Raw genomic sequence first — 26,203 nt, forward strand, 5'->3', positions numbered from 1 at the left:
GGATACTCGAGGATTGGAGGTTGGAGAGATGGAACTTGAAAAAGATGTGGAGAGCTACTTCAAGAACAAGGTTCGAAACAAAGGCGGGCTAAGCTTGAAGTGGGTGTCAACCATTCGGGGCATACCCGATCAGCTTGTTATGTTTCCCAATGGTAAAACAGTTTTTGTTGAGATGAAACGTCCAAATGGCACATTACGAAAATCTCAAGATAAGATGACCCGAACTCTACGAAATCTAAACCAGCAGGTATATGTTTGCTATTCGAAAAAACAAGCAGACATGCTAGTGAAAGAATTCCAGGAAAGAGGATACTTTGATGCAAGCAAAATTACATGAGTACCAAACTTATTCAAAAGATTGGATTTTAGACCACCCTTACTGCGCTTTACTTTTAGATATGGGACTCGGAAAAACATTGTCTAGCTTGACCGCTATTGACGAATTGTTAAATACATTCGAAGTAATCGAGAATGTTTTAGTGATTGCACCTTTGTCCGTAGCTGAAAAGACTTGGACTGATGAAATCGAGAAATGGGATCATCTTAACCATTTAACTTTTTCCAAGATCTTAGGTTCAAAGAATCAACGGCTGCAGGCCTTACAGCAGAAGACTGATGTGTATTTGATCAATCGAGAGAATGTTGAGTGGTTAGTGGAGCACTATAAGCAGAAATGGCCATTTAAAACAGTAATCATTGACGAGTTGTCTAGCTTTAAATCCCCACAAGCAAAACGCTTTAAAGCATTGCGAAAGGTTCGCCCTTTGATGGAGCGTGTGATCGGCTTAACTGGTACCCCATCACCTAATAGCTTACTGGATCTTTGGAGTGAGATTTATCTATTAGATCAAGGGGAACGCCTGGGGAAAACGATCACGCAATATCGTAATCGATATTTTACGCCCGGACAAAAAAATGGGCATATCGTGTACAGCTGGGACTTAGTGCCGGGAGCTGAGGAAAAAATTTACCAGAAGATCGGTGATATTTGTGTCAGCATGAAAGCAAAAGATTATTTAAAACTACCACCAAAAACAGATAATGTGGTTGAAGTCGAGTTGTCACCACAGAGCTGGAAAAAGTACAAAGAGTTGGAACGGCATTATGTATTAGAGTTAAAAGACTCAGACGTGGTAGCGAGTAATGCTGCCACACTGTCTAATAAACTCCTTCAACTGGCAAATGGGTCGATCTACGACGAAAACGGCGAAGCAGTTGTAATTCATGATGAGAAGCTAGATGCATTAGAGCGAATCGTAGAGGATTCACAAGGACAGCCGGTACTAGTTTTTTATCAGTACAAACATGATTTGGATAGAATATTAAAACAGTTTAAACAGGCAAAAGTGTTAGATGTCTCAGCAGGCGATATTCAAAAATGGAACACAGGAAAGATTCCTATTCTTTTAGCCCATCCGCAATCTGCTGGTCATGGACTAAACCTGCAGCAAGGTGGTCATATCATTGTGTGGTTTGGACTGACTTGGTCCCTGGAATATTATCAACAGGCTAATGCACGGCTAGATCGGCAAGGGCAACCATATCCAGTGATCATTCACCACTTAGTGGCGAAAGGGACAATTGATGAAGATGTGATGAAAGCTTTGAAAAATAAAGGTTTGGGGCAAGATGCCTTAATGGCAGCCGTTAAGGCCCGAATGCAGGAGGTGGGAGATATTGGAAAAGTGGAAGTTTGAACGAGCTAAACAAATTTTAAAAGATTATCCTTACTATGATAAAAAAATAAAGGACATTGAATTCGAGATTCGAAATCCATACAAACCCGATGACTTAGCGGCAGATAGGAAAGGAACCAAAGTGTCGTCAGAACATGCTACGGAGGTTCTTTGGAGTATTGAGAGTCATGAAGCCATTGTACAATTTAAACGTCAAAAACAGGTTGTGGAAGATTTGTTAAAAGAATGTGATGAGAATACTAGAATAATCATCAATGAATTGTACATCTCAAAATTTCCTAAGTACACGATGCAAGGGTTGGTTGACCAAGATATTATTGATTGTAGTAAGAACACTGGTTTTAGACTTCGCAATCGATTTTTTGAGGAATTAAACAAATTGGTGTGATTTTGGGATTTTTGGGGTCTAATTTCATGTTATTATAGTATCGTGAAATAGTTGACGAGAGGCATCTGCTTTTAAGCGGGTGTCTTTTTATTATGTCTTGAAAGCGAGGTGAGTAAACATGGGATGACCGATAAGCAGCAGATCTTTGCAGACGAATATCTAAAAGATCTAAATGGGACGAGAGCTTATAAAGTAGCTTATCCCAGCGTAAAAAAAGATGCTTCAGCGAGAGCTAATGCGAGTAAATTACTAACAAATACTAACATTAAAACTTATATCGATGAGCAACTGGAGAAAGCACACAACGATCGTACAGCAGACGCACAAGAAGTTTTAGAGTACCTAACCGCCGTGATGCGCGGCGAAGAGACGGAACCTTCCTTGATTGGTGTTGGGGAAGGCGCACAAGCCGTAATTGATATGGGTGTTGGCGCAAAAGATCGGCTTAAAGCTGCAGAGTTACTCGGGAAACGTCACATGCTATTCACCGATAAAGTAGATCTTAAAGCGACAACAAGCGTGACATTTGTTGACGATGTTCCGAGTGATGATGATGACTAAAGTATCAATGCGTGAAACTATGGGGCGTGGTTACAACCGTTACTTCCACTCAAAAAATTTTTATCGAGTCGTGAAGGGATCTCGTGGTTCCAAGAAGTCTAAGACCGCCGTGCTAGTATTTATCCACGATCTGTTGAAATATCCGTGGGCAAATCTTTTAGTAGTCCGACGGTATTCCAACACCAATAAGCAATCCACTTATACAGATTTTAAGTGGGCTGCCTCCAAGCTAAAGGTCTACGATAACTTCAAGTTCAACGAGAGTTTGCCGGAGATCACTGTGAAAGCCACAGGTCAGAAGATATTATTTCGCGGCTTGGATGATGAGTTAAAGATCACCTCGATCTCAGTTGATACTGGAATGCTTTGCTGGGCTTGGTTTGAGGAAGCTTACCAAATTGAGAAGCAAGAGAAGTTTGATACAGTTGTCGAATCCATCCGGGGGAGTTTTGATAACCCTGATTTCTATAAACAGATCACTGTCACGTTTAACCCTTGGTCAGAGCGCCATTGGTTGAAGCGTGCTTTTTTTGACCCAAAAACAAGGTATTCAGATGTCTTTGCAGATACTACTACCTTCCGAGATAACGAGTGGTTGGATGAGCAAGATAAGACACGACTTCTAGATTTGTACCGGACAAACCCAAGACGTGCACGAGTTGTATGTGATGGTGATTGGGGCGTAGCGGAAGGATTGGTATTCGATGGCAACTTTGAAGTAAGGGAGTTTGATCCAATTGCAAAAGTTAAAGAGATCGGGCTTACGGTCCACGGGATGGACTTTGGTTTTACACACGATCCAACGACATTGCCTTCTGCAGTTTTTGATCAAGCGAATAAAGAACTGTGGATCTACGGTGAGCTTTATAAAACAGGTCTTTTGATTGATGACATTGTTAACGAAATTAAAAAAAGAGATCTGATGAAGGCGAAGATCACAGCGGATAGTGCCACACCTCTAATGATTGCAGAACTGCAAGGAAAAGGTGTGACCCGATTACATGGCGCCCGCAAAGGACGTGACTCTATCAGCCAAGGGATTACATTCATGCAAGGGCTGCAGATCTACATTCACCCATCGTGTACGCATACGATCGAAGAATTCAACACCTATTGCTATAAGCAGGATAAAGAAGGCAACTGGCTAAATGAACCGGAAGATAAAAATAACCACATCATCGATGCTTTACGCTATGCCTTGGAAGATTATAACGGTCAAGGAAAAGGCAAAGCAAAAGGATTCAAAGGAGGTTTATGATGACATTATTCGAAGACTTCTATGGCAACTTCAAGCCGCCTGAAGTGATGACATTCAATAAAGAGAAAGAAATCACGCCACAAGTGGTGACCACATTTATTCAATTGCACCAGCAAGAACTAACACGCTATCAGTATTTGATGCGTATCTATAAAGGTCAGATGGAGATTTTCGACTACTCCAAAAAAGAAGCTTATAAGCCAGATAATCGTTTAGCAGTAAACTTTGCCAAGTTTATTACGGATACGTTTACTGGTTTTTTTAATGGGATCCCTGTTAAGAAGTCTCATCCGGACAAGCGAATCAATCAGAAAATCACAGATTTTGACAACTTGAACGATATGGAAGACGAGGAATCTGAGTTGGCAAAGATGGCCTGTATTTATGGGCGTTGCTATGAATTCGTCTATCAAAACGAAGACGCGGAAACTTGCGTGATTTACAACAGTCCAGAAGACCTGTTCATCGTGTATGATGATTCGATTAAGCAAGAGCCACTTTTTGCGGTTCGGTATGGGATTGATGAGAGTGATAACTACCAGCTAAAGGGACAACTTTATAGTCTGAGTGGCAATAAAGAATTGAGTGGCTCAATAGCGAGTGTCCGATTCGGAGAAGACCTGCAGCAATTTTATACAGAGCTACCTGTTACTGAATGGTTCTTGAATGAAGAACGGATGAGTGTTTACGAATCGGTAGTATCTCTGATGAACTCCTTCAACAAAGTGATCTCAGAAAAAGCCAATGACGTTGATTACTTCTCGGATAGCTACCTTAAATTTGTCGGGGCTGAACTAGATGAAGAAGACTTAAAAACGATTCGGGACAATCGGATCATCAATTACTTTGGAGCGAATGCAGATAAGTTGGATGTCTCTTTTCTCGATAAACCTGATAGTGATAGCCAGACCGAGAACTTATTAGATCGACTGCAGAAACTGATTTTCCAAACCTCAATGGTCGCTAACATCTCCGACGAAAGTTTTGGCAGCAGTTCGGGTACGGCGTTGGCTTATAAGCTAGAAGCAATGAGCAACTTAGCGCTGGCCTTTCAACGTAAGTTTCAGTCTTCTATGAATAAACGATACAAGTTGTTCTTCAGTCTTGGAACAAACGTGCCACAATCTCAAGCACCGGAATGGAAGAACATCGAGTACACCTTTACGCGTAACGTACCACGCAATGTCAAAGAAGAAGCTGAGACAGCTACGATGCTGATGGGCGTTACCTCAGAAGAAACGGCGTTGAGTACTTTAAGTGTCGTGTCGGATGTAAAGGCAGAAATCGATCGGATCAAAGAAGAAAAAGGAGCGCCGCCTGCGTTTGATTTTGAGCAACAACCAGGTAATGCCGCCACTGTGGTCGAAGAGGAAGTCTTCCGAAAACCTGAAACGGAAGAAGCGTGATCTGAATGAACTCACAAGACTACTGGCGTAAGCGAGAAGAACAGTGGATTCAACAACAAATGCATCACGATCAAGATCGAACACAGGAGATTGCTCAACGATACCAGCAAGCATTGGATAATATTGAAAAAGAGATTCAAGCCAACTGGAGCAACTTTATGGGGAAAGAAAATATCTCTCTGTCGGAAGCGAAACAGCGCGCTTCTGAAATGGATATTAAGGCCTTTGCCCGTAAAGCAAAGCAATATGTTAAAGAGAAAAATTTTTCTAAGACAGCTAACGAAGAGCTGCGGATCTACAATTTAACGATGCGAGTCAATCGATTAGAATTGTTGAAATCTCAGATTGGACTAGAGCTGGTTGCGCTAAGTGATGATCTAACTAAGTATATGTCCGACACTCTGAATGAAGTGGGATTGGAAGAAGCGCAGCGCCAAGCGGGTATCTTAGGCGAAACAGTCTTTGATAATTATCAAATATTTGTGGAGTCGGTAGTCAACAGCTCCTTTAATTCTGATTCAACGACCTTCTCAGATCGTATTTGGAGTTCGAATGCGGCGCTTAAAGCCGAACTAGATAAACTGCTCGTGAGAAGCCTTACACAGGGTAAGAACCCACGAGAGATGGCACGAGAGTTGCGGGATCGTTTTGATGCTACTCGGTATGAGTCAGAACGGTTGATGCGGACTGAAACAGCGAGAGTACAGACAGAGGTGCAAGCAGAAAGCTATCAACAATACGACATTGATCGGTATACCTTTATTGCAGAGCCAAGCGCTTGTAAGTTGTGTAAACCGCTAGATGGTCAAGTATTCTTAGTGAGTGAAATGACGTATGGCAAGAACGCTGCACCCATGCACCCGAACTGCCGATGTTCTACTGCACCTTATATGGATCGAGCAGAGCTGGAGAATCAACTGGAAGATCAAACTATACGAGGACCCGTTACACCTAAAAAATTTATGGGTTCAGAAAATGAAGAAGAGTATCGAAAATGGTACAAACCCTTCGCAGATTCGCTTACAAAAGAAGAATTACATGCAATCAATTCCTATATAAGTTCTGATTCCTATAAATTGAATGACTTACTTAGAAGAAACTCACAGCTTTCGCCAGAGTTTGAACGACTGAAACTGAATCTTTTAAGTGCTATGAGAAAATTACCTAAGTATCAAGGTAGCACACAAAGATCAGTTGTTATTTGGGATCAAGCCGATTTTGTTAATTTTATTAGTGCTCATGAGATTGGTTCCGTACAACAATACCCTCAATTTACATCTACTGCTGCTAATGTGTATAATAACAGTGATGATGCCCGTTTTATTATTAGTAGTAAGACTGCTGCTGATTTGAGGTATTTTAATTGGAATGAACAAGAATTGATATACCGACCTGATCAAAAGTTTGTTGTTACAGATAGGTATTTAAAAAACGGTAAGCCATATATTGAAATGAGGGAATTCGATGAATGATCGAAAAAAAGAATTACCACGCTGGGCAAAAGAGCCCCAAAAAACGGTAACTATTTCTAAAGGGAGTCCCACGCCTGAACAAGTGAAACGGGATGAAAAATTTAAGAATGAGTTTAAAAAACTTATGGAAGAAAAAAAATAGCACTCGCCTTAATCTTGGACGGGTGCTATTTTTATACCCAAAATCAAAGGAGCGGATGATTATGTTTCTCAAAACAGTCGCACCGTTGCCCTTAGTATTGATTGATGATCAGACATTGCAGCTTAGATTACATCAGAAGAAACCACCGGATCGGATCTATCTACCCTATCAGGCAGATAGTGCCGGATTGGATGGTGATCCAGTATCTCGTTAGCCGCGTGAAGGCAAGTAACCTTGTGAGGTGTGCAGATGCTTAAGAGTATAATTATTAGCGGAGTAAGATATGACATTATTGAAATTGAAACAGTAGACAATGATCCCACTGTAATGGGCCTATGCGTGTATGCTGACTCAGTAATTTATATCAAAAAGGCCCTTAGTAAAGATCGAAAAAATCAGACACTTATTCATGAAGTAATGCACGCTATGTTTTATGAAGCAGGTTTTGATGAACAAGACGAAGATGAAGTAAATCGGTTAGGCAAAGTTCTTTTTCAAGTCTTAAAAGAAAACGACCTAGAGGTAAGCTAGGCCGTTTATTTAGGCTATTCCTCTTTGGAAACACCTTTGAACTTACCCGTAGAAGTATCTCTTTTAGTCCTAGAAATAGGGCTTTTTTCTTTTGTCTCCCAAGACGTTAAATGCGAGAAGCGGTCTCCCAAGACCATAATAAATGCGAGACTAGGAGGACATCTCAATGAAACAAAAGACTTTATTCCCAATGAATTTACAACTGTTTGCTGAGGAGTCACAAGTAGAACCTGAACCTATTTTAGATCCGCAAGAACCTGAAAGTGAACCTACTGCAGAGGATAACCCTGAAGGTGAAGAAAAATCGGATGACTTGGACTCAGAAAAAGTGGTCGAGAAATTGCAGAAACGTTTGGCTAGTAAAACGAAGTCAGAAAAAGAAACTAAATCACAGCTAGAACAAGCGTTGGCTCGTATTGAGGAATTAGAAAAAGGCGGTAAGAAAAACGTCAAAGAATTGTCAGAGGAAGACAAAGCAGATGAGGAGCAGAAGGCAAAAGATGAAGAGATCGCACAATTAAAGCGTCAGATCAAAATTGCCGAAGCAACCCAACAAGCCGATGAAGTTTTAAAAGAGGCTGAAATTGTTGCGGGTAAAGAAGTCTTGTCTATGATCGTTTCTGACGACGATGAGCAGACACTTGTAAATGTCAAAGCGTTGATCAACTACACAAATGAGCAGCACAAGCAGTGGGAAAAAGCACGTAACACTGGCACAACGCCGAAGAAACTTAATTCTAGCACTAAAAAGGAGTATGACTTAGCATCTATGAGCTATGAAGAGATTGCTAAATTAAAACGCGAACAACCAGAAGTGTTCAAGCAACTTACAAAATAAAGAAAGAGGGAAATCACAATGGCAGATGAAACAACAATGTTAGCAAACTTAGTCGATCCGGAGATTATGGCACCTATGATCTCAGCAAAATTACCAAAAGCAATTAAATTTTCAGGGATCGCACCGATCGACAGCACTTTAGTAGGACAACCAGGATCGTCTATCACGGTACCAAAATATAAATATATCGGTGATGCGGCTGATGTAGCAGAAGGCGCCGCGATTGATTACGCTGCACTTACAACAGATAAAGCGAATTACACAATTAAAAAAGCAGGAAAAGGTGTCAAGATCACAGATGAAGCAGCTCTATCTGGATATGGTGATCCAGAAAATGAAGCAGCAAATCAAATCCGTATGGCGATCGCATCTAAAGTCGATAACGACATCGTTGCTACGGCGTTGACAGCTAAATTAACCGTCCAAGCGGACATTAATTTAGATTTGATCGATCTATTAGAAAACACGTTTGTCGATGCGCCTGACAACTTTGAAGATGTTGATTCGACGGGTGTTCTATTCTTATCGTACAAAGATGCGGCCAAGTTGCGGAAAGAAGCTGCTCAAAGCTGGACCCGTGCTTCTGAATTAGGCGACAACATTTTGATCTCTGGCGCATTCGGAGAAGTGTTGGGCTGGGAAGTTGTTCGTTCACAAAAAATCGAAGATGGTAATGGGTTCGCTGTGAAGACTGGTGCGATGAAAACATTCTTGAAACGCGGGTTACTTGCTGAAAGAGAACGGGACATTGATCATAAGTTGACGAAACTTAATGCGGATCAACATTACGCGGTTGCTTTAGTCGATGAGTCTCGTATCGTTAAGATCGCGCCAAAAAAAGCGTAGCCCCAGCCAAGGTCGATAAAGTTACACCAGCGGCTGATGGGGCGAACGTAGAGTTATCGTAGGAAAGGAGTAACAGAAAAATGGCAGATACATTTCGAATTTATAAAGGCGACACGAAGGTAGTCGAAGGCGCAAGCCCTTTGAAAATTACTGGTGTTGCTGCAAACACTGACGTAAAAGCTGGCGACTATAAAGTTGTCCGTGTCGTTGACGGGAAAGAATCAGATAAGGTGGATATTCCTGCGTTTAAGACCTTACCGATTGCAGTCAGTGCGTTGAAGTTGGATCAAGCAACAGCAAGCGTTGAAGTTGGTAAAACGGTAACGTTGAAAGCGACGGTTGAGCCTGCGAATGCTACTGATAAAACAGTTAAGTTTGCGTCGAGTGACGCGAAGATCGCCACAGTTGATGGTGCAGGCGTGGTGACTGCGGTAGCGGCTGGTACAGCAGATATTACTGCAACGGCTGGCGGGAAGTCAGCTAAATGTGCGGTGACTGTTACTGCGCCAGCTCCCTAAAACGCCCCTGAAATTGACTATTAATGGTCAAGAGCAGACAGGGGAGTTTGCCATTGAAGGTCTTAATCCTGTCACAAAAGAAACACTAGATAGACGTAAGTCTGATGTCGTGTATTTTATGCAGCCTGATGATATGGCATCAGGTATGGTGTATTGCTTGGGAACAATTCCAATTGATCAAATTCGACTGGCGGATACGGATGAATTAATTTTTAATCGTAATTTTTTCAGTGTGTTTGGTTGGCAAAATGCAAGTACACAAACCGAAGATGGCTATAAATATTACACGTTGAAAGGCTTAAAACCTGACGGAGTCTATACCGTGAGTACAGACCTTGTGGGGGGCGTACAAGGTGGTACTGGTTACGTAGCAAATACGGCAAGTAGGCAACCAGTGATGAAAGATATGCCCGTAACGGTAAAAGCTACTGCCGCAGGAGAGCTTGATGTAGGTGCCTTCGTATCTGAAGTTGAAAATATAAAATCTTACAAAAAGCACATCCAAGTTGAGCTTGGAGATAAGGTTACAACTTATAGCATGAACATAACTGACTGGCTGAAGCTTGTTGAAGACTATTTAGCTAGTAAAGGAGGTCAGTAGCTATGGTAAGCATCACTGAGGATGTAAAGAAACTTTTGTCTGGTACCGTCGATGAAAAGCTGGAAGTGATCGAACGTCGTACCAATGAACGATTGTGCGCGATGCTTGCTGTTTCCTCAATCCCGACCGAGCTAGAACATATCAGTTACGAGATTACATTGAAGCGTTTCAATCGAATCGGGAATGAAGGAATGCAGTCTTACTCGCAAGAAGGGCTGTCTATTACGTTTCCGGACTCTGATTTCAATGAATACCAAGCTGAAATTGAAGATTGGAAAAAGGCACAAGATGATAGCGGCGGTTATGGAAAGGTGCGGTTGCTATGAGGTATACCGATGAAGTAAGCTTTGTCGCTGCTAGCCAAGGCGCGCATCATGACACACAATCGGGAGAATGGGTAGATGGTGTAGCAACCATCCATAAGCTGACGGCTAATGTAACGGATTCCGGCATCGATGTGATTCGTGAAGATTTAGGAGAGATCGCACGACGAAGCAAGATCGTTCGGTTGCAACCGCTAACCACACTTCCAGATACATTCGAATATATTGAGTACAACGGGGAACGGTATGAGTTTTCCCGTTTTTTAAATGCCCAAAACAGGAAAGCATTTGTCATGAATGCGGTGATCAAATGAGTGTAAAACTTACTGGTGATAATAAAACACTAAAGAAAATGAGTGATCCAAAGATCTTCACGAACGTGCTGAAACAAAACGCAGTGGAAATGAACGAAGCTGCACAACGTAATGCACCCGTTCGAACGAGTTATCTGCGGCGATCACTCATTTTTTACATGGCCGCAAATGGTCTTGAAGCAGGTACGCGCGCTTATGCAGAGTATGCAAAATACGTTGAGTTGGGGACTCGGTTCATGGATGCCCAGTATTTTATGTACCGTGCGCTGCAAGCTCAGAAAAAACAATTCCAAATCGACATCAGAAAGGCGATGAAGAAGCGATGATCAACCAATTAATCGATCGGTTCAACCACGATCCAACGATCTTAACCTTGTGTGAGAACCGAATCACCAGCTACAACTATCCAAAGACGATTGATATTTACAAACCGTCACTACTCATTCGACCACTTGATGCACCACTTGATGTCGTTTATGGATCAGATCACCCGAATCGTAAGGAGTTTGTTTATCAGATCGTAGCCCAGTCTCAGCGATTTAAAGAAGTCCGTACAATTCAAAAAGCGGTCAACCAGATCATGAATGAGTTTGGGTTTTATCAGTTATCTGGTGGAATGGATGAGCAAAATCCCGACAGCGGAAATTTTATTGATGGCCGTATCTATCAAGGCCGATCACCACTATACAAAACAGATTATTAGGAGGTAGAAGATATGTTAATTGGATTTAAACGAATGAAAGTTCAAACTTTTGATAAAGATGGGAAACCCGATGGCGAATTAATCGTAGTCGAAGGGAATGAAAATGAAGGTGCAACGCAAGAGCTGAGTGTTGAAGGCTTGTCGAAAGATCCTACAAAAGTTTCAGGGTCAGATATCGCTTACTACATTAGCCAAAAAGGGACCGGTGATGTAAGCGGAACTGTGACAGCTTTGGATTTACCTGTTGAAGCAGAAGCTCGAATGCTAGGTAAGGAAATGCTAGAAACGCTAAAAGCCTACGCAATCGGGGATGATACGGAACCACCTTACGCTGCAGCAACCTTTGAATCAAAAGATGACCAAGGTGATGTTGCCATTTTTGGCTTCCCAATGGTTCGCTTTTCTAAGAATGAAGCAAGCATGAAGAGCTTGGAAGATGGAGAAGATTTTGAACCTGAAGGCATCGAATACGGATTTTCTGCCATTTCATCGAAACAAAAAGATGAGACTAAAGGAAAAGTCATGCTTGAGTTCTACGGTTCTCCTGAAGACGCTAAAGTCTTAGAAGATAAATTGTTCCGCAAGGCGGGATCGGCAGCCCCAAAATCCCAACCGTCGGCGTAGTGGCACCCACAGTCGACGGAGCCACAGTTGAATTAACCTAAAAAATAAAAGCATGAGGAGAAACTACAATGGCAAATTTAAAATTAGAATTACAGCAAGCAGACGGATCATTCAAACGGTATGTGGTTGATCGTGTTCCAGCCCGGAAATTACGTGAAGCCTTGGAAATGACAAAAAAACAAAATGAAACATCCGATGAAGTTGAGCGATTAGATTTAATGGTCGATTTTATTGCAGATCTATTTAATAATCCTGAAGTTACTCCCGATGCAATTTATGATGGCTTGCAATCGGATGACTTTACTACGGCGCTGGAAACGATCATGAGTGCCGTGATGGGAGAAAAGGTGAAGCCAGACTCGGGAAAAAAGGACGACAATTAAATCTCGATGATGAGTTGAACAATTATTATGCGATGTGCCAAGAGTTGGTAAAAAATGGCTGGACTCTCAATGATATCGAGGATGCCGATTGGAACACTTTAACAAAAGTTGTGTTCTCTAAACCGCGCAAAGCAAAACAGAAAGAACAACGGATCGATTTAGTCGATTACATGAAACAAAAACAACGAAAACGGTAGTAGGTACGGCAGTGGGCTGATACCCGCTACCGTTTTTTTTGTGATAAAGGAGGTCAGTAAATGGCTGAAAATGTCGCAAGTTATAGCATATCACTTGGGTTAGATGCGTCTAGCTACACAAGCAGTATGAAAAATTTGACTGGTAGCGTTGAAAAAAGTATGTCTGGGTTTAAAAAATCATTTTTAGCAGTTGATGATGTAAATGCCAGCTTAAAGGGCTTGGCGGCTCAGCAGGATAACTACCAAAAAAAGTTACAAGGTTTGAACAACGAGTTACCAGAATTAAAACGGAATTATCAAAAGCTGAAAAGTGAGGTAGAAGGCAACGCCGATGCGACTGCTAAGCAACGGGCTGCGCTAAGTCAATCGGAGTCTGCTTATAAAGGTGCTCAGAGTCAGATTAAATCTTACACTGGTGAAATCAACCGCGCTCAAAATCAGATTGATCAGCTAAATTCCGATTCAACTAAGGCCGGCAATAGTTTTAGAAATATGGGAAACCAAGCTTCTGAAGCTGGTAATGATATTGGTCGATTTAGCTCAGGGTTGAGTCGGATAGGATCTAAATTGACTAGCTCCCTTACTAAACCTGCTTTAGCTGCAGGAGCGGCAGCAGGGGCGGCTTCAAATATCGTTGGCCGTGTCGTTGATAGCGTAATGAACTTAAAAGATGAAGCGTTTGAAGCATCCGACTCAATGGATAAATTTACTCAAACCATGCAATTTGCTGAAATTGATAATTCTAAAATTAAAGAATCACAAAAAATCATGAAAGATTATGCCGATCAGACTGTCTATGAGCTGGGCGACGTAATGAACACAACAGCCCAGTTAGCGGCGAATGGCGTAGAAGATTTCAACGGTTTAACGCAAGCAATCGGAAACGTCAACGCGGTATCTGGTGGTAACGCCGAAACCTTTAAATCAGTTGCTACAGCTATGACTCAGACAATTGGGACCGGTAAGCTGACAACTGAAAACTTCAATCAGATTTCGGATGCGATCCCTGGTGCTTCCGGGAAAATTCAAGCAGCACTTAAAGAAATGGGGGCTTACACTAGTGGCGACTTCCGTGCGGCAATGGAAGAAGGCGAGATTTCCGCGGACGAAATGAGTCAAGCATTCATGAACCTAGGTATGACAGATGTTGCGAAAAAGGCATCTAGTTCAACTAAAACAATTGAGGGTGCTGTAGGCAATTTACAAGCTGGCGTTGTAAACATGATCAACGAACTCATGGGCGCTTTAGGAAAAGGAAATATTACGACATTCATTGATGGAATCACTAATGGCGTGGATAACCTGACAAAAATGATTAAACCTGGCGCTCAAGCAGCAGTGGATGCTATTAAACCGTTGCAAGATGCCTTTAAAGATTTATTAGGTATGTTTAGTAACAATGCTACGGAGCAATTAAAAGGATTCGATCTGTTAAGACACATTTTACCCCCAGAAGTTGCGCAGACCATCATCGAAAATGTCGGCAGGGTCAAAAAAGTGGTTCTTGGTATCTGGGATGGTTTTTCAAATAATGATTCATCTTTTATTTATAAGATGGGATTACAGCCAGAAACTGTTGCCCAGATCGAAGGGATAATTAATCAAATTAAATCATACATGACCGGATTCGTAGACAATTTCAAAGGCTTGTTTTCCGTAGCGTCGGAAGTAATTAAGGGGGTTATTTCTTCTTTAGCACCTTATATAATGCCAATTATTAGTCAAATTTCTACCGCGCTAGGCGAAATTGGGAGTTCTATGACTAAGTTTTGGAATGAAAACGGGAAACAGATCCTAGAAGCAATACGTAACTTCTTTACCTTTATTCAGCCTGTTATTTCAATCGTAATGCAGCTTGTCTCAGGTTTTATCGGAAATCTTATTGGTCTTACGAAAGGCTTATTAAATGCTATTCAAGGTGCTGTTAAAATCTTTACCGGTATCTTTACTGGTGACTTTTCTAAAATGTGGGAAGGCGTGAAACAACTCTTTTTTGGTGCCGTAGAGGCAATTTGGAATTTTGTCCAGATCATGCTATTCAAACGAATGCTCGATGGTGTCGGTGGGCTAGTCAATGGTTTTAAAACCTCGATACAAAATTTATGGACTAGCGTCCAAACTTTTTTCAGGAGCGGCGTTAGTAGCATTGATAATCTCATAGTTGGTTGGGTCACAAGCCTACTTGGACGAATTAGTAACTTAAGACTTTCGTTCGTGGAAATGGTCCGCGGATTGTGGGGTTCTGTTAAAACTTTTTTTGATGACGGAATTAGAGCAAGCTTAGAAGGTATCAGGAATTGGGTCGTGAATATCGGTACTCACATTACCAGTTTAAGAGACAACATGATCAATAGGATTATTAGTTTATGGGAGAGTATCAAAGGACTTTTCTCTTCCAGTATTGAAAATATTGTTGGAAAAATGGCTGCCTTGCCTGGCAGAATCGCGGATGGCATAAAAGCTGGAGCGAGCGTTGTTAAAAATGCCTTTTCAGATATGTTCGGCGCGGTAGTAAAAGTCGTGAAGAAACCAGTGAATCAAATCATCGGCGGTGCAAACTGGGTCCTAGAAAAATTTGGTGCAGATAAATTACCTGAATGGAGTTATGCCAAAGGTACACCGACTAAAGGCCATCCCGGCGGTAATGCGCTAGTTAACGATGGTCGTGGTGCCGAAATGGTAATCATGCCAAATGGGAATGCATTTATCCCACGAGGGAAAAATGTGATGATTCCAGCAGCACCAAGAGGAATGCACGTTCTGTCTGCTGAGGAAACGGCCGAAGCTACTGGTCGTAAACGTCCAACGTTCCGCTATGAAAAAGGAACTGGACTTTTCGGATCCCTAGCTGAAATGGCAAAAGGTGCGGTGAACGCCGTTGTAGATGGAGTCGAAGACATTTTTGACTTCTTTGATGATCCAAAAGCGTTAGTTGATAAAGTTCTGAAAAGTGTGGTCAATTTGACTGGAATGAAAGGCTTCCCGCTGAATGCAGGACAAGGCTTAGTCAAAAAGTCTACCGATGCCATGGTAACGTGGGTTCAAGGTTTGTTTGATGAGTATGGAGGCGGCACGTTTGATGGCTCAATCGCCGCAAATGGTGTGTATGCTTACCTCGTAGAAGTAGCGGAGAAGGTTATACGGAAATTTGGAAGCGGGTTACAAATCACGTCAGGTTATCGCCCTGGTGATGAACATCATCACGGAAAACGTCAAGCGATTGACATTGCGAATGGTGGAGTAGGCACACCTTTATATACTGAAGCAGCAAACTGGGCATTTGATAAGTTTCCAAAAGAAGTCGGTTACGTTATTACAAATGGTATTGTACGGGATCGTATGGGTTACACGAGAGGCGGTACAAGTGGGAAGCCTACTCCGTGGGGATCGCATGACCACGATAACCACATTCACATATCTGGACTTATGGGTGCGGGTGATATTTATCAAGCAGGACATGAGAGCCATAACTTTGGCGGTGTTTCGGGTTCAGTAGGAAAAAATTGGACGGCACAAATTAAAAAAGCCGCAGCACAAATGAAAGAGAAGATTAGCCCTCGTGATTTGAATAATATTTTGGCACTGATTCAAATGGAATCTAGTGGACGTGAAAATGTTCAACAGGGAGCAGGCGTATGGGATGTAAATGCAGCAACAGGTAACTGGGCACAAGGGTTGTTGCAATATGTTCCTTCCACGTTCAGAAGCTATGCTGTAAGAGGTTACGGTAACATCCACAACGGCTATCATCAGCTATTAGCATTTTTCAATGATCGTAACTGGAGACGCGCTATCAGTAACTGGCAAGCACAAGTAGCATCAGGAAAAACCGGATGGGGCCCGATTGGACCTCGCCGTTTTGAAAATGGCGGTTTAATTACACGCGATGGTCTTTACCGAGCTGGTGAAGGGAACAAGCCTGAAATGGTGATCCCGCTTACCCAGCGTACGCGCGCAATGGAGCTCATGGCGCAAGTGTTAGCGTATTTAGGTGGAACTGGATCGACGACAACGATCAATAATGCTGGCGCTGATATGTCGGAAACAAACAGTCGGTTGGATCAATTAATTGAGATCATGACTGGTTTCAGTGACGATCTGAAAAATCTCAAGATGGAAATGAATGGCCGCGAAGTTGCCAGTGTAGTTGAAACAGAAAATGCTGCAAAAGCATTAATTCAAAGTAAGATACGAGGTGAAGGCTAGTGCAGTCAGATATTAAGATCACATACGGAAATTACAATTTAACAAGCAATATGGATCTGATCGAGTTTCCAGACTTTTCTCTGATGAGCCTGCCGAAGCCCGGTGAAGCAGAAAAAGAAAAAAGTTTTAGCTTTAAATTTCTAATGGAAACAGATGATTTTATTAACGCTCGTGACGAGCTTGCACGTGGCGTTTTTCATGGGAACGAGGATAAACTGAAAATCTCGATCTTTCCTAATCGCTATTGGATGGCGGCAGTGGATGAGGAAGCTAGTTTCGTGCGGAAAATGGAGAACCGATTGCAAGTTGAAGTTGGGATCACGTTTAATTTATCAAGTCTTTATGCGATGAATGACGAAACACGGATCTTCCCCGCTGCCATGAAGAAAAAAGGCGACCAAGACATCTTGACCGCGACGGTAATCAATGATGGAACCGTCGCAGTGCCCATCAGTTATCGAATTAAAAACACGAGTGACAATGGGTATATCGGTGTAGTCAGTCAACACGGGACTGCTCAGATCGGGAATGTTAGCCAGCACAAACAATCAGAAATGCTGATCGCGGATAAAGTCGGCGATGGCAGCTTTACGAACAACTGGAAAGAGAACACCGGGAAGCTCACTGAAAACTTCCCAGTGTTTGGGAATTGGGCTGAAATGAATTTTTGGGGTCGCGACTTGTTGCATGGACAATATTTTGGTGGACCCGTCAAAGGTTGGCACGGGACATCTAAAAACCGCAAGATCAATAAAGACTCACTCGGCGAGCTAGGCGCAGAACACTTCACGTTAGACACGCGGGTGTGGTTCTTGAATACTGCCGGTAACGAACAAGGTTTATTACAGTGTATCGTCTCCACCGATGCCGGTGAACGTTGGTTAGGTTTTGCGATCGATAAGGGCTTAGACGGCAACAACGCTAAAGTCCGATTGTACAATGGTGAGACCTACGCCCACATCGACTTTGATACCGGCGCAAATGACCTAGTCAGTAAAGATGCCGGAGACATTCGAATCGAGAAGTTCGGAGAAAAAGTGACGTTTCGCTTTAAGAATCGAACGGTCACGTATATTGTAAAAAGCTTAGAAGGCGTGAAGTTTACCAATGTAACGCTGTTCGCAGGGCAAATGGAAGAACGCCCCTATGTCTTTGTGATGGGGTTTGATTATCTCCATTTTCAAAAACATTTTACGGCAGACCCAACGGGGATCCCAAACTCTTTTCAAATGGGGGATCAGCTTGTGATCGAAGGCGATACGGGGAACATTTACCACAATCGGACGCGGATTGCAGACACATTGGGTTCGAAATGGTTTCTAGCACCGCCCGGCGAGACGGAGATCCAATTCTTCTACTCGGACTTTTCCAAGCCGCCGGAGATTCAGGCTGAGATCAAAGAGGGGTGGTTGTAATGGCAGATACGCCTAAGGTTACCGTTCTCGATCAAAATGAAGGCTTTCAAACGATCCTAGATAATACACGTCCTAAAGCGTTGCACTATCGAGATGAAGTCTTTCACACTTACTTGACCGGCACGGCTTGTACGTTTGAAGCAACGATCTTAAAAAGCACATCGGACGCTGAGTTGATTCAAGAAGGCTATAAGTTAGCGTTTCGCTATCGTGGCAAAGACTACAGCTTAACGATCATGAAGATCACGGAGAACGAAAAACAGCTTAAGGTGATGGCACTGGGTGTGTCGCTCGAGGCAAACAACACCGAAGTCGATGCGTATGCGGCTGATAAGGAAATGGCATTCATTGATTACATGCGCGTATTCGATGAAGAGACGACCATTTTTATTGGTTTCAACGAGATCGCGGATCGTAAACGTAAGTTGAGCTGGGATGGCACTAGCACGTTACTAGCGCGAATGTTGAGCTTGGCCAATAAGTTTGATGCGGAGATCGAGTTTGAAACAGTCCTCTATGATAACTACACCACAAAAGATTTACGGATCAATATTTATAAGAAGGAAAGTGAGAAAGACCAAGGGATCGGGCAGTACCGTCCCGAAGTCAAACTGGAATACGGGAAGAATATTGAAACGATCGAAAAAGATGTGGATATCACGAACATCAAAACAGCGATCCGTCCAATTGGGAAAGATGGCTTAAATTTGATCGGCGAGAAGTTGGAAGAAAAAGATGAACAAGGTAACATTCTTTTTCAAATGATCGACGGATCAGGCTGGATCTACGCGCCGCAAGCTCGTGATCGCTTCCCAAGTAACAACTTTGCGATCAATCGTGAAGACCGTTATATCGGGACGACGTGGACGTATGAAACCGCCGATAAAGCGGTGCTGAAAGGACAAGGGCTGGCACGGCTGAAAGAACTCTGTCAGCCTGTCGTCAATTACACGGTTGCCGGTTATTTTGATCTCGATTTAGGCGATACGGTCCGGCTAGTTGATGAAGGTTATACACCAACCCTGCTGCTAGAAGCGCGTGTTGCGGAACAGGAAATTTGTTGGACCGATCCAAGCAAGAACAAGACAGTCTTTACCAATTACAAAGAGCTGCTATCTGAGATCGACAAGAGTTTGCTGGATCAAATGCAAGAGTTGATCAATCAGAACAAGCAATACAACTGTGAGATCACGACCACTAACGGGACAGTGTTCAAAGCAGATGATGGAACGACCGATTTAACTGCGCGAGTCCTAAACGGGACCGAAGATGTTACGGACACGTTGAAAATCAATTGGTTTAAAAATGCTGAGCCGCTTAAATCAGGCAAGACGATCACCGTCACGGCCAAAGATTTCGTCGACTCAGCTGTTTATCGTTACGAAACGATCGACCCACAAGGGAAGAATCGCGGCGGCGCAGAGTTAACCGTGATGAACGTGCGAGATGGTGAAGGTGTGAAGACGATCGATTATTATTATGCTCTCAGTGACAGCGATAAAGTATTGCCTACGAACTGGCAAGATACGATCCCGCCGCTAGAAAAAGGCAAGTATCTATGGAAGAAAATCGTCTTTACGATGAACGATGGTTCAGAGTCCATTTCCTACGATATCTCGTACAGTGGCGATGATGGGTCGGACGGTAAAGGGATCCGAGATACTGAGGTCACATATTGTGCTAGCACAAGTGGAACTGAAGCACCGAAGACTGGCTGGACCGACACGATCCCTGATACCAAACCAAACGAATATCTGTGGACACGTACGATCACGATCTATAGCGACAACACCACCACAACGGCGTACTCCGTCAGTAAAATGGGCGCTAGTGGCGCGGATGCAAAAAGCATTCGAATCGTAGCGAGCGGTCAAGTCATGAGTTTTACAGATACAAACGATCCTACGAGCTTGCAGACGATCACGTTTGAGTTGGCACTACAAAACTTAGTCGGACAAGCAGCGTGGCTCGCAATCCCATACATCGGCACTAACCCGCAACCTGCCATCACGTTAGGCGGTCAAGGTAGCAAGAAGACCCTTACCAGTAATCAGTGGGAATATAAATCTTGGACAAGCATCACGATCACCGCAACTGTGGCGGGCTACTCGGACAGTGTGACCGTAATCAAAGTCCGTGATGGTACACAAGGTGAGCCGACTGGGGTAACAGAGTCTGCGACGATTCCGTCCAATCCGTTTCCAAACATGCTTTGGAAGTGTACAGGTAATCTAGCAGGGTATATCATCAATACGATCTATCGCTGGACTGGTGTCAAGTGGGTGCTGTTTAACTTTAGTGCTGAGAACATTCAAGCGGATACGTTAGATGTTATTGCGGCTAATATGGGTGTTCTTACGGCAGGAAAATTAGTCTCAAAAAATGGTAATACTACTGTAGATTTAGATAGGGGCGAAATTTCGACTAAAGACACCTACGGAGTTGTGGCGACTATGACATCCGGTCGAATTGACATCATTGATAATACGAGCATTGAGAATAATTCGCTTGCATTGCACTCAGGGTCTATTCGTTTGGGAAACACATATGCTGCAAACAAGTTAGAAATCTATAACAAAACGATCAACTTCACCCAGAATGGTAATAAAGCATCTCTAAACTACGACAATGTAGAAGACACGGGTTGGCACAATATGACGCTTGCGAATGGATGTAATGGGTCTGCAAAATGGCGTAAACGTGCTGGTCGAGTCGAGGCGCGTATAGGTGTTGGAGCGATTAACAACCGTTATGGCATTGCAATTGCACTCATGCCAGCAACCTATGCGCCGTCTGAAACGATATACTTCTTAGGGTCCGTTTATGGAGTCGCAATCGAGTTATCATTGCGGACAGATGGACAGGTAGTTATTGAGTCTAAAGGTGCAGAACGTGCGGGTGCGATCTTAACCTATATTCCAAAATAAAAAGGAGAGTGTAATAATGGCAGACACAATTGAACTGGTAACAGCCTATGAACCCTTCACTAAGCCTGACAAGGATGGAAAGTGGTATCAAAAATGGCAAATCCAAAAAGGAATGTCCATGCCAGGGAATTATATTCCATTTGGTCCTGATCCCAGCTTGCGATTTCCACGGTTTAATTTCGAGACAGGCAAATGGGTTGAAGACGAGCATGCGTTGAATACGCTACTCTTAAAAGAAAATGAAGCGTTAAAAGCTCGTGTGGCACAATCCGAAGGGGCCATCATGGATCTTGCCGCGATGGTATTAAGTAAAAAGGAGGAAAAATAAAATGTATTCAGACTTGGAAATGTTATTTGCAACCTATGTATTAAAGGGCGTTGAAAATGGGGGACGTACGCTTGAATCAGTGCCAGCAGTATTGCGGCCAAACGTGCAAAAGATTGTCGAGGAAGCACAGTCAAAGCCCGCTGGCGAAACGCCGGCAGAATAATCAGTGCAGTAGCGATCGGTTTTCTAGCCGGTCGCTTTTTTAAATGATAAGAGGTGGTGGCATGAAAACGATCATAAAAAATTGGACCTTCCTAGTTTTAGGATTAATGACCGCCGCGTTAGGAGCCTACCTTGCCACACATCGAGGCTATTTAGATCAGGTTTATACGTATAGTGAGCTATTTGACTGGTTCGACTCCCCACTAGGCGGTTTAATTCTTGTGGGGATCGGCGGTTTAACTGGGGTAGGAATTTGGTTAAACTCACCAATTGTTCGCCGTGTTGCGTTGATTTTGAATGGAAGTGTGTACGCGATGTTTTTTGCGTCGTTTGCCCTACGCGCATTGGCGGGGTTCCACAATTTATCATGGATCTTTTCGCTAGCCGCATTCATCAATGTGCTGGGCACGGCGTATAAGGAGGCGACACGCGTCCATGAATCCGAATAATGGAAAAGAGCTGCTTGTTGCGTTCATCTCAATGTTAGGCGGAGCGTTAACGAGTTACTTCACGTTTCGCGGCAAAAAAGCGGAAGCCGATAGTCCGGTGGAGTCTATCTACACCAAAGAGGTGCGTGCCATCATTGATGACTATCGGGAAGAGCGCGCGGCACTACAAAAAGAAAAAGCAGAATTATTGGCCATCATTGATCAAGTCAAGGCTCGCAACACTGATCTAGAACGTGAAAATCATTTGCTTAAAACGGAAAATGTTCGGTTAGCCAGTCAAGTTGATCAGCTTGATGAGAAAGTCAAAGAACTCTCAGATGGGGTTGAGAAGTTAGGAGGGGCAAGTAGTGAAAGAGATTCTAGCAAAAATTAATTGGAAAGTACGTTTCCAAGATAAAACGTTTGTGATCAGCCTAATCGGGCTGATTTTTTTATTGATCCAACAAATTTTAGCCGTCTTTGGTGTGAATTGGGATTACACGCTGATCAATGAGCAGATCACACAAGTCATTAATACCGTGTTTCTGATTCTGGCATTGATTGGAGTAGTAAAAGATCCGACCACGCCAGGGCTGAAAGATAGCGATCAAGCGATGATGTATGGAAAAGGAGACGATAAATAATGGTAATGAATGGTATCGACGTAGCAAGTTACCAGCGCGGAATCAATATGGCAGCCGTACCGGGAGAGTTCGTTTTAATCAAAGCAACGGGCGGCATGGGATACGTAAACCCAGCATGCGATGAACAATTTCAATCCGCAGTAAATGCCGGTAAACTAGTAGGGATTTACCACTATGCCCACGAGATCGGCTTTCAAGGAACGGCAGAACAAGAAGCTCGGTTCTTCCTTGACAATATCCGCGGTTACATCGGCAAAGCGGTCTTAGTCCTAGACTGGGAATCGGACAATAAAAATGATGTGGCGTGGGCAAAACGCTGGCTAGATATCGTAGCTAGTGAAGCCGGGGTTAAGCCGCTCTTTTACACTTATACCGGCGTCCTAAACAGTTTTAACTTTAGCTCGATCGCGAACGCTGATTATGGCTTGTGGATTGCCGCTTATGGCGCAGATAATGCTATTAATGGGTACTTACAACCAAGTCCGCCAGCCGTGCCATATTGGTCAAACATTGCGATGTTCCAATACAGCTCGAATACTTATTTAAGTGGTTGGGGCGCTCGTCTTGATGCCAATGTGTTCTACGGTGACGCTGATACGTGGAACGCCTACGCTGGTGGTAAGCCAGTTAAAACAGTGGATGGTCATTTGGACACCGCTAACATCAACACGGGTGCTTTCCATGTAACTGGCTGGATGTCTGAAAAAGACAAAGATTTATCAAAAACGACGCCTTGGTTATTCTTCCTTAATGGAGGAAAAGAACTGGCTCGTGTGAAGGGAAAATGGATCAATCGTCCTGATGTCGGCAACGCCGGCGTGGATTTTGGCGGGAGTACGCCGCAAGCATTACAAGACCAAAACTTCACCGTGATGTTCCGTGCCAGTGATAACAAGGGTGATGAGATCCAAGCGGAACTAAAATTCTCAAATGAGTTTAATCTGCCGAAAGTTAGTGATGGTTACTTGGATAAAACCAAGCCAAATAAAGATCGTGAGCTGACACTGACTGGCTGGCACTTAGACACTCGTCAAACAGCAGGAGACGCACACTGGTTGTATCTGATGGATGCCGACACCAACAAACCATTGAAAAAATGGGACGTCTCAAAAGATAGTTTCCAGCCGTCTGAAGACGTAGCAAAACACTATTCAAGTCAGGTAGCACAAGCAACTACTTGCCGATTTTCCACCACAGTTAAAGTACCGGATGGGCTAGATGGCGTGAAAAGCTATATCATTTCTCGTTATACTAACGATAAAGATGGGAACGGCGATGGAACAAAAGACTATAAATTTACTGACAGCTTAATCTTCTTATAAAACGAAACCCCTCAGCCTTAATCGGTTGAGGGATTTTTTTGTGTGTGAAATCCCCCTTATGTTAGAGAATATTATGCGAAAAACAGGGTGAAGTTCGAAAAAATAGTAAAATAGATATTGAGGGATATGTGTTGACTATTAGCTCATTGTGTTAGATAATGTGCTTGTAGATCTAGCCTAGGCCGTCAGCGGCTAGGCATTTTTTTTTAGGGGTGACAAATTGAAAAATGATCGACCATTTAAAACAATCGATGAGCAAATAGATGGATTGATTTCTAGAGGACTTAAAATTGAAAATAGGGGTCATACATATGATGTGTTGCTAAACAACAATTATTATTCTGTCGTAAACGGGTACAAAAAGCCGTTTATTAAAAAAGATCCACATGGGAATTTTTTGGTCCCAGAAAGGTTTCTAGATAATTGTAAGTTTTCAGAATTGTTTGCGCTTTACAAATATGATAACGAACTAAAAAACCTTTTCTTCAAATATGTGATTATTTTTGAAAGTAGATTAAAAACACTTGTAGCTTATAGATTTTGCGAAGCACATAGGAATCCATATGATTATTTAAGTGTTGAAAATTACTCTCAAGAGACTAGGGATTTATCAAATGTCCTAACAAACATTTCAAATCTTTCGAAAAAGATAGATAAAAATAAAAACGCATCTTATGATAATTCAATCAAACATTATATAGTCAAACATGAAAATGTACCATTGTGGGTTCTTGTTAATTTTCTAACCTTTGGAGAATTACAATTTCTGTTTTTGGCTTTAGATAAGGATCTAAAAGAAAAGATTTGTAAGGATTTTAGTAAGAGATTCAAGGAAACATATAATTCAAAAGAAAAAATTGATGTTGAAGAAATGCAAATGATAATTAAAAGTATAAATTTATTTAGAAACGTATGTGCACACGATGAAGTTTTGTATAATTATTGTCTTCAAAAGAAAATAAAGCTATCTTTATTCAATAAGTATTACGTGGATAATTCTAAATTTAAAAATATTTCTAAAGACTCTAAAACAGATATTTTCGTTTTAATTTCATTGCTTAAATTGGTACTCCAAAATAAGGAATTTAAAGAATTTATTTGTGCAATAAAATCTATTCACAGAAAGTACCAGGGAAGTTTTAAATGCGTACCCTTTGAGGAGCTTTTAAAAATGATGGGATTCCCAGAATCATGGGAAAAAAGATTAGACATCAATACCATTGCATAAGTAAAGACCTTAGCGATTGCTGTTTTTTCTTACATAACTCTCTGCTTAAGCCCATCATAATTTTTGTTTTTCCAATCAGTACTTTAAAGGGGAAAATTATTTTTTGCTGCAAAAAATCAATAAACAAGACTCTCGCTAAAGAGTCTTGTTTTGTTGCTCCGCAATTAATCGCTTTAGTTCTTCTAAATCTTCTTGTGTTGCTACCTTAACAAATCCACGAGCGGCAGAACGTTTGCGGATATAATTCATATGTTCCTTATTCTTTTCTTGCCATTTACGAGAGGCTTTTAATTGTGCCTCAGAAGTTTTCTTTGAAGTCATTACGCTTTCCTCCAATACAAAATATACAGTGAATTGATAATTAAGAAGATCCAAGTATAGTGATCAGGTGCTCGATCGAAAATAAATAAGGCAACAGATACCAATTCAAATACTAGCAACAAAATAAGCAGAAGTTTCTTTTTCATAATAATCATGCTATTATATTGATATAGAGAGGGGCTTAGCCCCTCAGTTGTTAGTCGTTTTTATCTTTTAGTAAATCCTTGAGTGCTAAGCTGGCAATTAGGATTCCTGAAACGATATTAACGGCTATTTCTATATCTTTTAGCATTTCTTCAACTCCTTTCTATATTTGTATTATATATCGGATACATAAATAAGTCAATAGATATTAGAATAAAAGTGAGATAAATTTGCATTTTTTTTGCGACCTTTTTAGCGTCTACGCAAGTGATTGCT

At 42.2% G+C, this 26,203-nt stretch carries 31 protein-coding genes and 1 pseudogene; 31 read left to right on the forward strand and 1 reads right to left on the reverse strand.

Annotated elements, in window-relative coordinates; all coding sequences use genetic code 11:
- Positions 1 to 28: 28 nt before the first annotated feature.
- The 31 genes and pseudogenes from GVJ38_RS10690 to GVJ38_RS10835 all read left to right on the forward strand — a co-directional run bounded on the left by GVJ38_RS10690 (position 29) and on the right by GVJ38_RS10835 (position 25,462).
- Positions 29 to 337, forward strand: coding sequence for a VRR-NUC domain-containing protein (locus GVJ38_RS10690; RefSeq protein ID WP_159723156.1), 309 nt, complete (start codon positions 29 to 31; stop codon positions 335 to 337).
- Positions 318 to 1,697, forward strand: a complete 1,380-nt coding sequence (locus tag GVJ38_RS10695; RefSeq protein ID WP_159723157.1) for a DEAD/DEAH box helicase — start codon at positions 318 to 320, stop codon at positions 1,695 to 1,697. Before GVJ38_RS10690 ends, GVJ38_RS10695 begins: the two co-directional genes overlap by 20 nt.
- The gene (locus GVJ38_RS10700; protein ID WP_159723158.1) at positions 1,678 to 2,085 is read left to right on the forward strand and encodes an integrase; all 408 of its coding nucleotides are present in this window, start codon (positions 1,678 to 1,680) and stop codon (positions 2,083 to 2,085) included. The genes GVJ38_RS10695 and GVJ38_RS10700 overlap by 20 nt, the downstream gene beginning before the upstream one ends.
- Before the next feature lie 123 nt (positions 2,086 to 2,208).
- The gene (locus tag GVJ38_RS10705) at positions 2,209 to 2,646 is read left to right on the forward strand and encodes a terminase small subunit (protein ID WP_159723159.1); all 438 of its coding nucleotides are present in this window, start codon (positions 2,209 to 2,211) and stop codon (positions 2,644 to 2,646) included.
- The gene (locus GVJ38_RS10710; protein ID WP_159723160.1) at positions 2,633 to 3,904 is read left to right on the forward strand and encodes a PBSX family phage terminase large subunit; all 1,272 of its coding nucleotides are present in this window, start codon (positions 2,633 to 2,635) and stop codon (positions 3,902 to 3,904) included. Before GVJ38_RS10705 ends, GVJ38_RS10710 begins: the two co-directional genes overlap by 14 nt.
- A complete protein-coding gene (locus tag GVJ38_RS10715; RefSeq protein WP_235032872.1) occupies positions 3,904 to 5,310 on the forward strand; it encodes a phage portal protein in 1,407 nt (468 codons plus the stop codon). Before GVJ38_RS10710 ends, GVJ38_RS10715 begins: the two co-directional genes overlap by 1 nt.
- Positions 5,311 to 5,315: 5 nt before the next feature.
- A pseudogene (locus tag GVJ38_RS14315) lies at positions 5,316 to 6,209 on the forward strand (minor capsid protein); the annotation flags it as partial.
- 565 nt (positions 6,210 to 6,774) lie between these two features.
- Entirely contained in the window at positions 6,775 to 6,924 is a 150-nt protein-coding gene (locus tag GVJ38_RS10725) for a hypothetical protein (protein WP_159723162.1), read from the forward strand.
- A 61-nt stretch (positions 6,925 to 6,985) separates the two neighbouring features.
- Positions 6,986 to 7,138, forward strand: a complete 153-nt coding sequence (locus GVJ38_RS10730; RefSeq protein WP_159723163.1) for a hypothetical protein — start codon at positions 6,986 to 6,988, stop codon at positions 7,136 to 7,138.
- 35 nt (positions 7,139 to 7,173) lie between these two features.
- Complete coding sequence (locus tag GVJ38_RS10735; RefSeq protein WP_159723164.1) at positions 7,174 to 7,455, forward strand: hypothetical protein; 282 nt, start codon at positions 7,174 to 7,176, stop codon at positions 7,453 to 7,455.
- Positions 7,456 to 7,621: 166 nt separating this feature from the next.
- Positions 7,622 to 8,293: a capsid assembly scaffolding protein Gp46 family protein gene (locus tag GVJ38_RS10740; protein WP_200849493.1), complete on the forward strand. Its 672-nt coding sequence runs from the start codon at positions 7,622 to 7,624 to the stop codon at positions 8,291 to 8,293.
- A gap of 18 nt (positions 8,294 to 8,311) precedes the next feature.
- On the forward strand, positions 8,312 to 9,139 hold the full coding sequence (locus GVJ38_RS10745; RefSeq protein WP_159723165.1) for a N4-gp56 family major capsid protein: 828 nt from the start codon (positions 8,312 to 8,314) through the stop codon (positions 9,137 to 9,139).
- A gap of 80 nt (positions 9,140 to 9,219) precedes the next feature.
- A complete protein-coding gene (locus GVJ38_RS10750; RefSeq protein ID WP_159723166.1) occupies positions 9,220 to 9,657 on the forward strand; it encodes an Ig-like domain-containing protein in 438 nt (145 codons plus the stop codon).
- A gap of 13 nt (positions 9,658 to 9,670) precedes the next feature.
- A complete protein-coding gene (locus GVJ38_RS10755; RefSeq protein ID WP_159723167.1) occupies positions 9,671 to 10,258 on the forward strand; it encodes a hypothetical protein in 588 nt (195 codons plus the stop codon).
- A 2-nt stretch (positions 10,259 to 10,260) separates the two neighbouring features.
- Complete coding sequence (locus GVJ38_RS10760; protein WP_159723168.1) at positions 10,261 to 10,584, forward strand: phage head-tail connector protein; 324 nt, start codon at positions 10,261 to 10,263, stop codon at positions 10,582 to 10,584.
- Positions 10,581 to 10,895: a hypothetical protein gene (locus GVJ38_RS10765; RefSeq protein WP_159723169.1), complete on the forward strand. Its 315-nt coding sequence runs from the start codon at positions 10,581 to 10,583 to the stop codon at positions 10,893 to 10,895. Before GVJ38_RS10760 ends, GVJ38_RS10765 begins: the two co-directional genes overlap by 4 nt.
- Positions 10,892 to 11,221, forward strand: coding sequence for an HK97-gp10 family putative phage morphogenesis protein (locus tag GVJ38_RS10770; RefSeq protein ID WP_159723170.1), 330 nt, complete (start codon positions 10,892 to 10,894; stop codon positions 11,219 to 11,221). The genes GVJ38_RS10765 and GVJ38_RS10770 overlap by 4 nt, the downstream gene beginning before the upstream one ends.
- The gene (locus tag GVJ38_RS10775; RefSeq protein WP_159723171.1) at positions 11,218 to 11,598 is read left to right on the forward strand and encodes a hypothetical protein; all 381 of its coding nucleotides are present in this window, start codon (positions 11,218 to 11,220) and stop codon (positions 11,596 to 11,598) included. Before GVJ38_RS10770 ends, GVJ38_RS10775 begins: the two co-directional genes overlap by 4 nt.
- Positions 11,599 to 11,610: 12 nt before the next feature.
- Positions 11,611 to 12,222 (forward strand): major tail protein, encoded by a 612-nt coding sequence (locus tag GVJ38_RS10780; protein ID WP_159723172.1) that lies wholly within the window; start codon positions 11,611 to 11,613, stop codon positions 12,220 to 12,222.
- Between the two features lie 68 nt (positions 12,223 to 12,290).
- Entirely contained in the window at positions 12,291 to 12,605 is a 315-nt protein-coding gene (gpG, locus tag GVJ38_RS10785; protein ID WP_159723173.1) for a phage tail assembly chaperone G, read from the forward strand.
- A 14-nt stretch (positions 12,606 to 12,619) separates the two neighbouring features.
- Positions 12,620 to 12,802, forward strand: a complete 183-nt coding sequence (locus GVJ38_RS10790) for a hypothetical protein (RefSeq protein ID WP_159723174.1) — start codon at positions 12,620 to 12,622, stop codon at positions 12,800 to 12,802.
- 60 nt (positions 12,803 to 12,862) lie between these two features.
- Positions 12,863 to 17,008 (forward strand): tape measure protein, encoded by a 4,146-nt coding sequence (locus GVJ38_RS10795; RefSeq protein ID WP_159723175.1) that lies wholly within the window; start codon positions 12,863 to 12,865, stop codon positions 17,006 to 17,008.
- Complete coding sequence (locus GVJ38_RS10800) at positions 17,008 to 18,423, forward strand: phage tail domain-containing protein (RefSeq protein ID WP_159723176.1); 1,416 nt, start codon at positions 17,008 to 17,010, stop codon at positions 18,421 to 18,423. The genes GVJ38_RS10795 and GVJ38_RS10800 overlap by 1 nt, the downstream gene beginning before the upstream one ends.
- Positions 18,423 to 21,350 (forward strand): phage tail spike protein, encoded by a 2,928-nt coding sequence (locus GVJ38_RS10805; protein WP_159723177.1) that lies wholly within the window; start codon positions 18,423 to 18,425, stop codon positions 21,348 to 21,350. Before GVJ38_RS10800 ends, GVJ38_RS10805 begins: the two co-directional genes overlap by 1 nt.
- A 16-nt stretch (positions 21,351 to 21,366) precedes the next feature.
- A complete protein-coding gene (locus tag GVJ38_RS10810; RefSeq protein WP_159723178.1) occupies positions 21,367 to 21,678 on the forward strand; it encodes a hypothetical protein in 312 nt (103 codons plus the stop codon).
- Position 21,679: 1 nt separating this feature from the next.
- Entirely contained in the window at positions 21,680 to 21,841 is a 162-nt protein-coding gene (locus GVJ38_RS14195) for a hypothetical protein (RefSeq protein WP_200849494.1), read from the forward strand.
- A 61-nt stretch (positions 21,842 to 21,902) separates the two neighbouring features.
- Positions 21,903 to 22,289 (forward strand): hypothetical protein, encoded by a 387-nt coding sequence (locus tag GVJ38_RS10815; RefSeq protein ID WP_159723179.1) that lies wholly within the window; start codon positions 21,903 to 21,905, stop codon positions 22,287 to 22,289.
- Positions 22,276 to 22,662 carry a hypothetical protein gene (locus GVJ38_RS10820; protein WP_159723180.1) on the forward strand — a complete coding sequence of 129 codons (387 nt, stop codon included), beginning with the start codon at positions 22,276 to 22,278 and terminating at the stop codon, positions 22,660 to 22,662. The genes GVJ38_RS10815 and GVJ38_RS10820 overlap by 14 nt, the downstream gene beginning before the upstream one ends.
- Positions 22,637 to 22,912 (forward strand): phage holin, encoded by a 276-nt coding sequence (locus tag GVJ38_RS10825; protein ID WP_235032873.1) that lies wholly within the window; start codon positions 22,637 to 22,639, stop codon positions 22,910 to 22,912. The genes GVJ38_RS10820 and GVJ38_RS10825 overlap by 26 nt, the downstream gene beginning before the upstream one ends.
- A complete protein-coding gene (locus GVJ38_RS14400; protein WP_200849495.1) occupies positions 22,912 to 24,234 on the forward strand; it encodes a GH25 family lysozyme in 1,323 nt (440 codons plus the stop codon). The genes GVJ38_RS10825 and GVJ38_RS14400 overlap by 1 nt, the downstream gene beginning before the upstream one ends.
- Before the next feature lie 220 nt (positions 24,235 to 24,454).
- Positions 24,455 to 25,462, forward strand: a complete 1,008-nt coding sequence (locus tag GVJ38_RS10835) for an Abi family protein (RefSeq protein WP_159723181.1) — start codon at positions 24,455 to 24,457, stop codon at positions 25,460 to 25,462.
- A gap of 135 nt (positions 25,463 to 25,597) precedes the next feature.
- Here the strand turns inward: GVJ38_RS10835 and GVJ38_RS10840 are convergent, their stop codons facing one another.
- Positions 25,598 to 25,783, reverse strand: coding sequence for a hypothetical protein (locus tag GVJ38_RS10840; RefSeq protein WP_159723182.1), 186 nt, complete (start codon positions 25,781 to 25,783; stop codon positions 25,598 to 25,600).
- Positions 25,784 to 26,203: the final 420 nt, after the last annotated feature.

The organism is Enterococcus sp. CSURQ0835, assembly GCF_902706605.1.
Taxonomy (GTDB): domain Bacteria; phylum Bacillota; class Bacilli; order Lactobacillales; family Enterococcaceae; genus Enterococcus_A.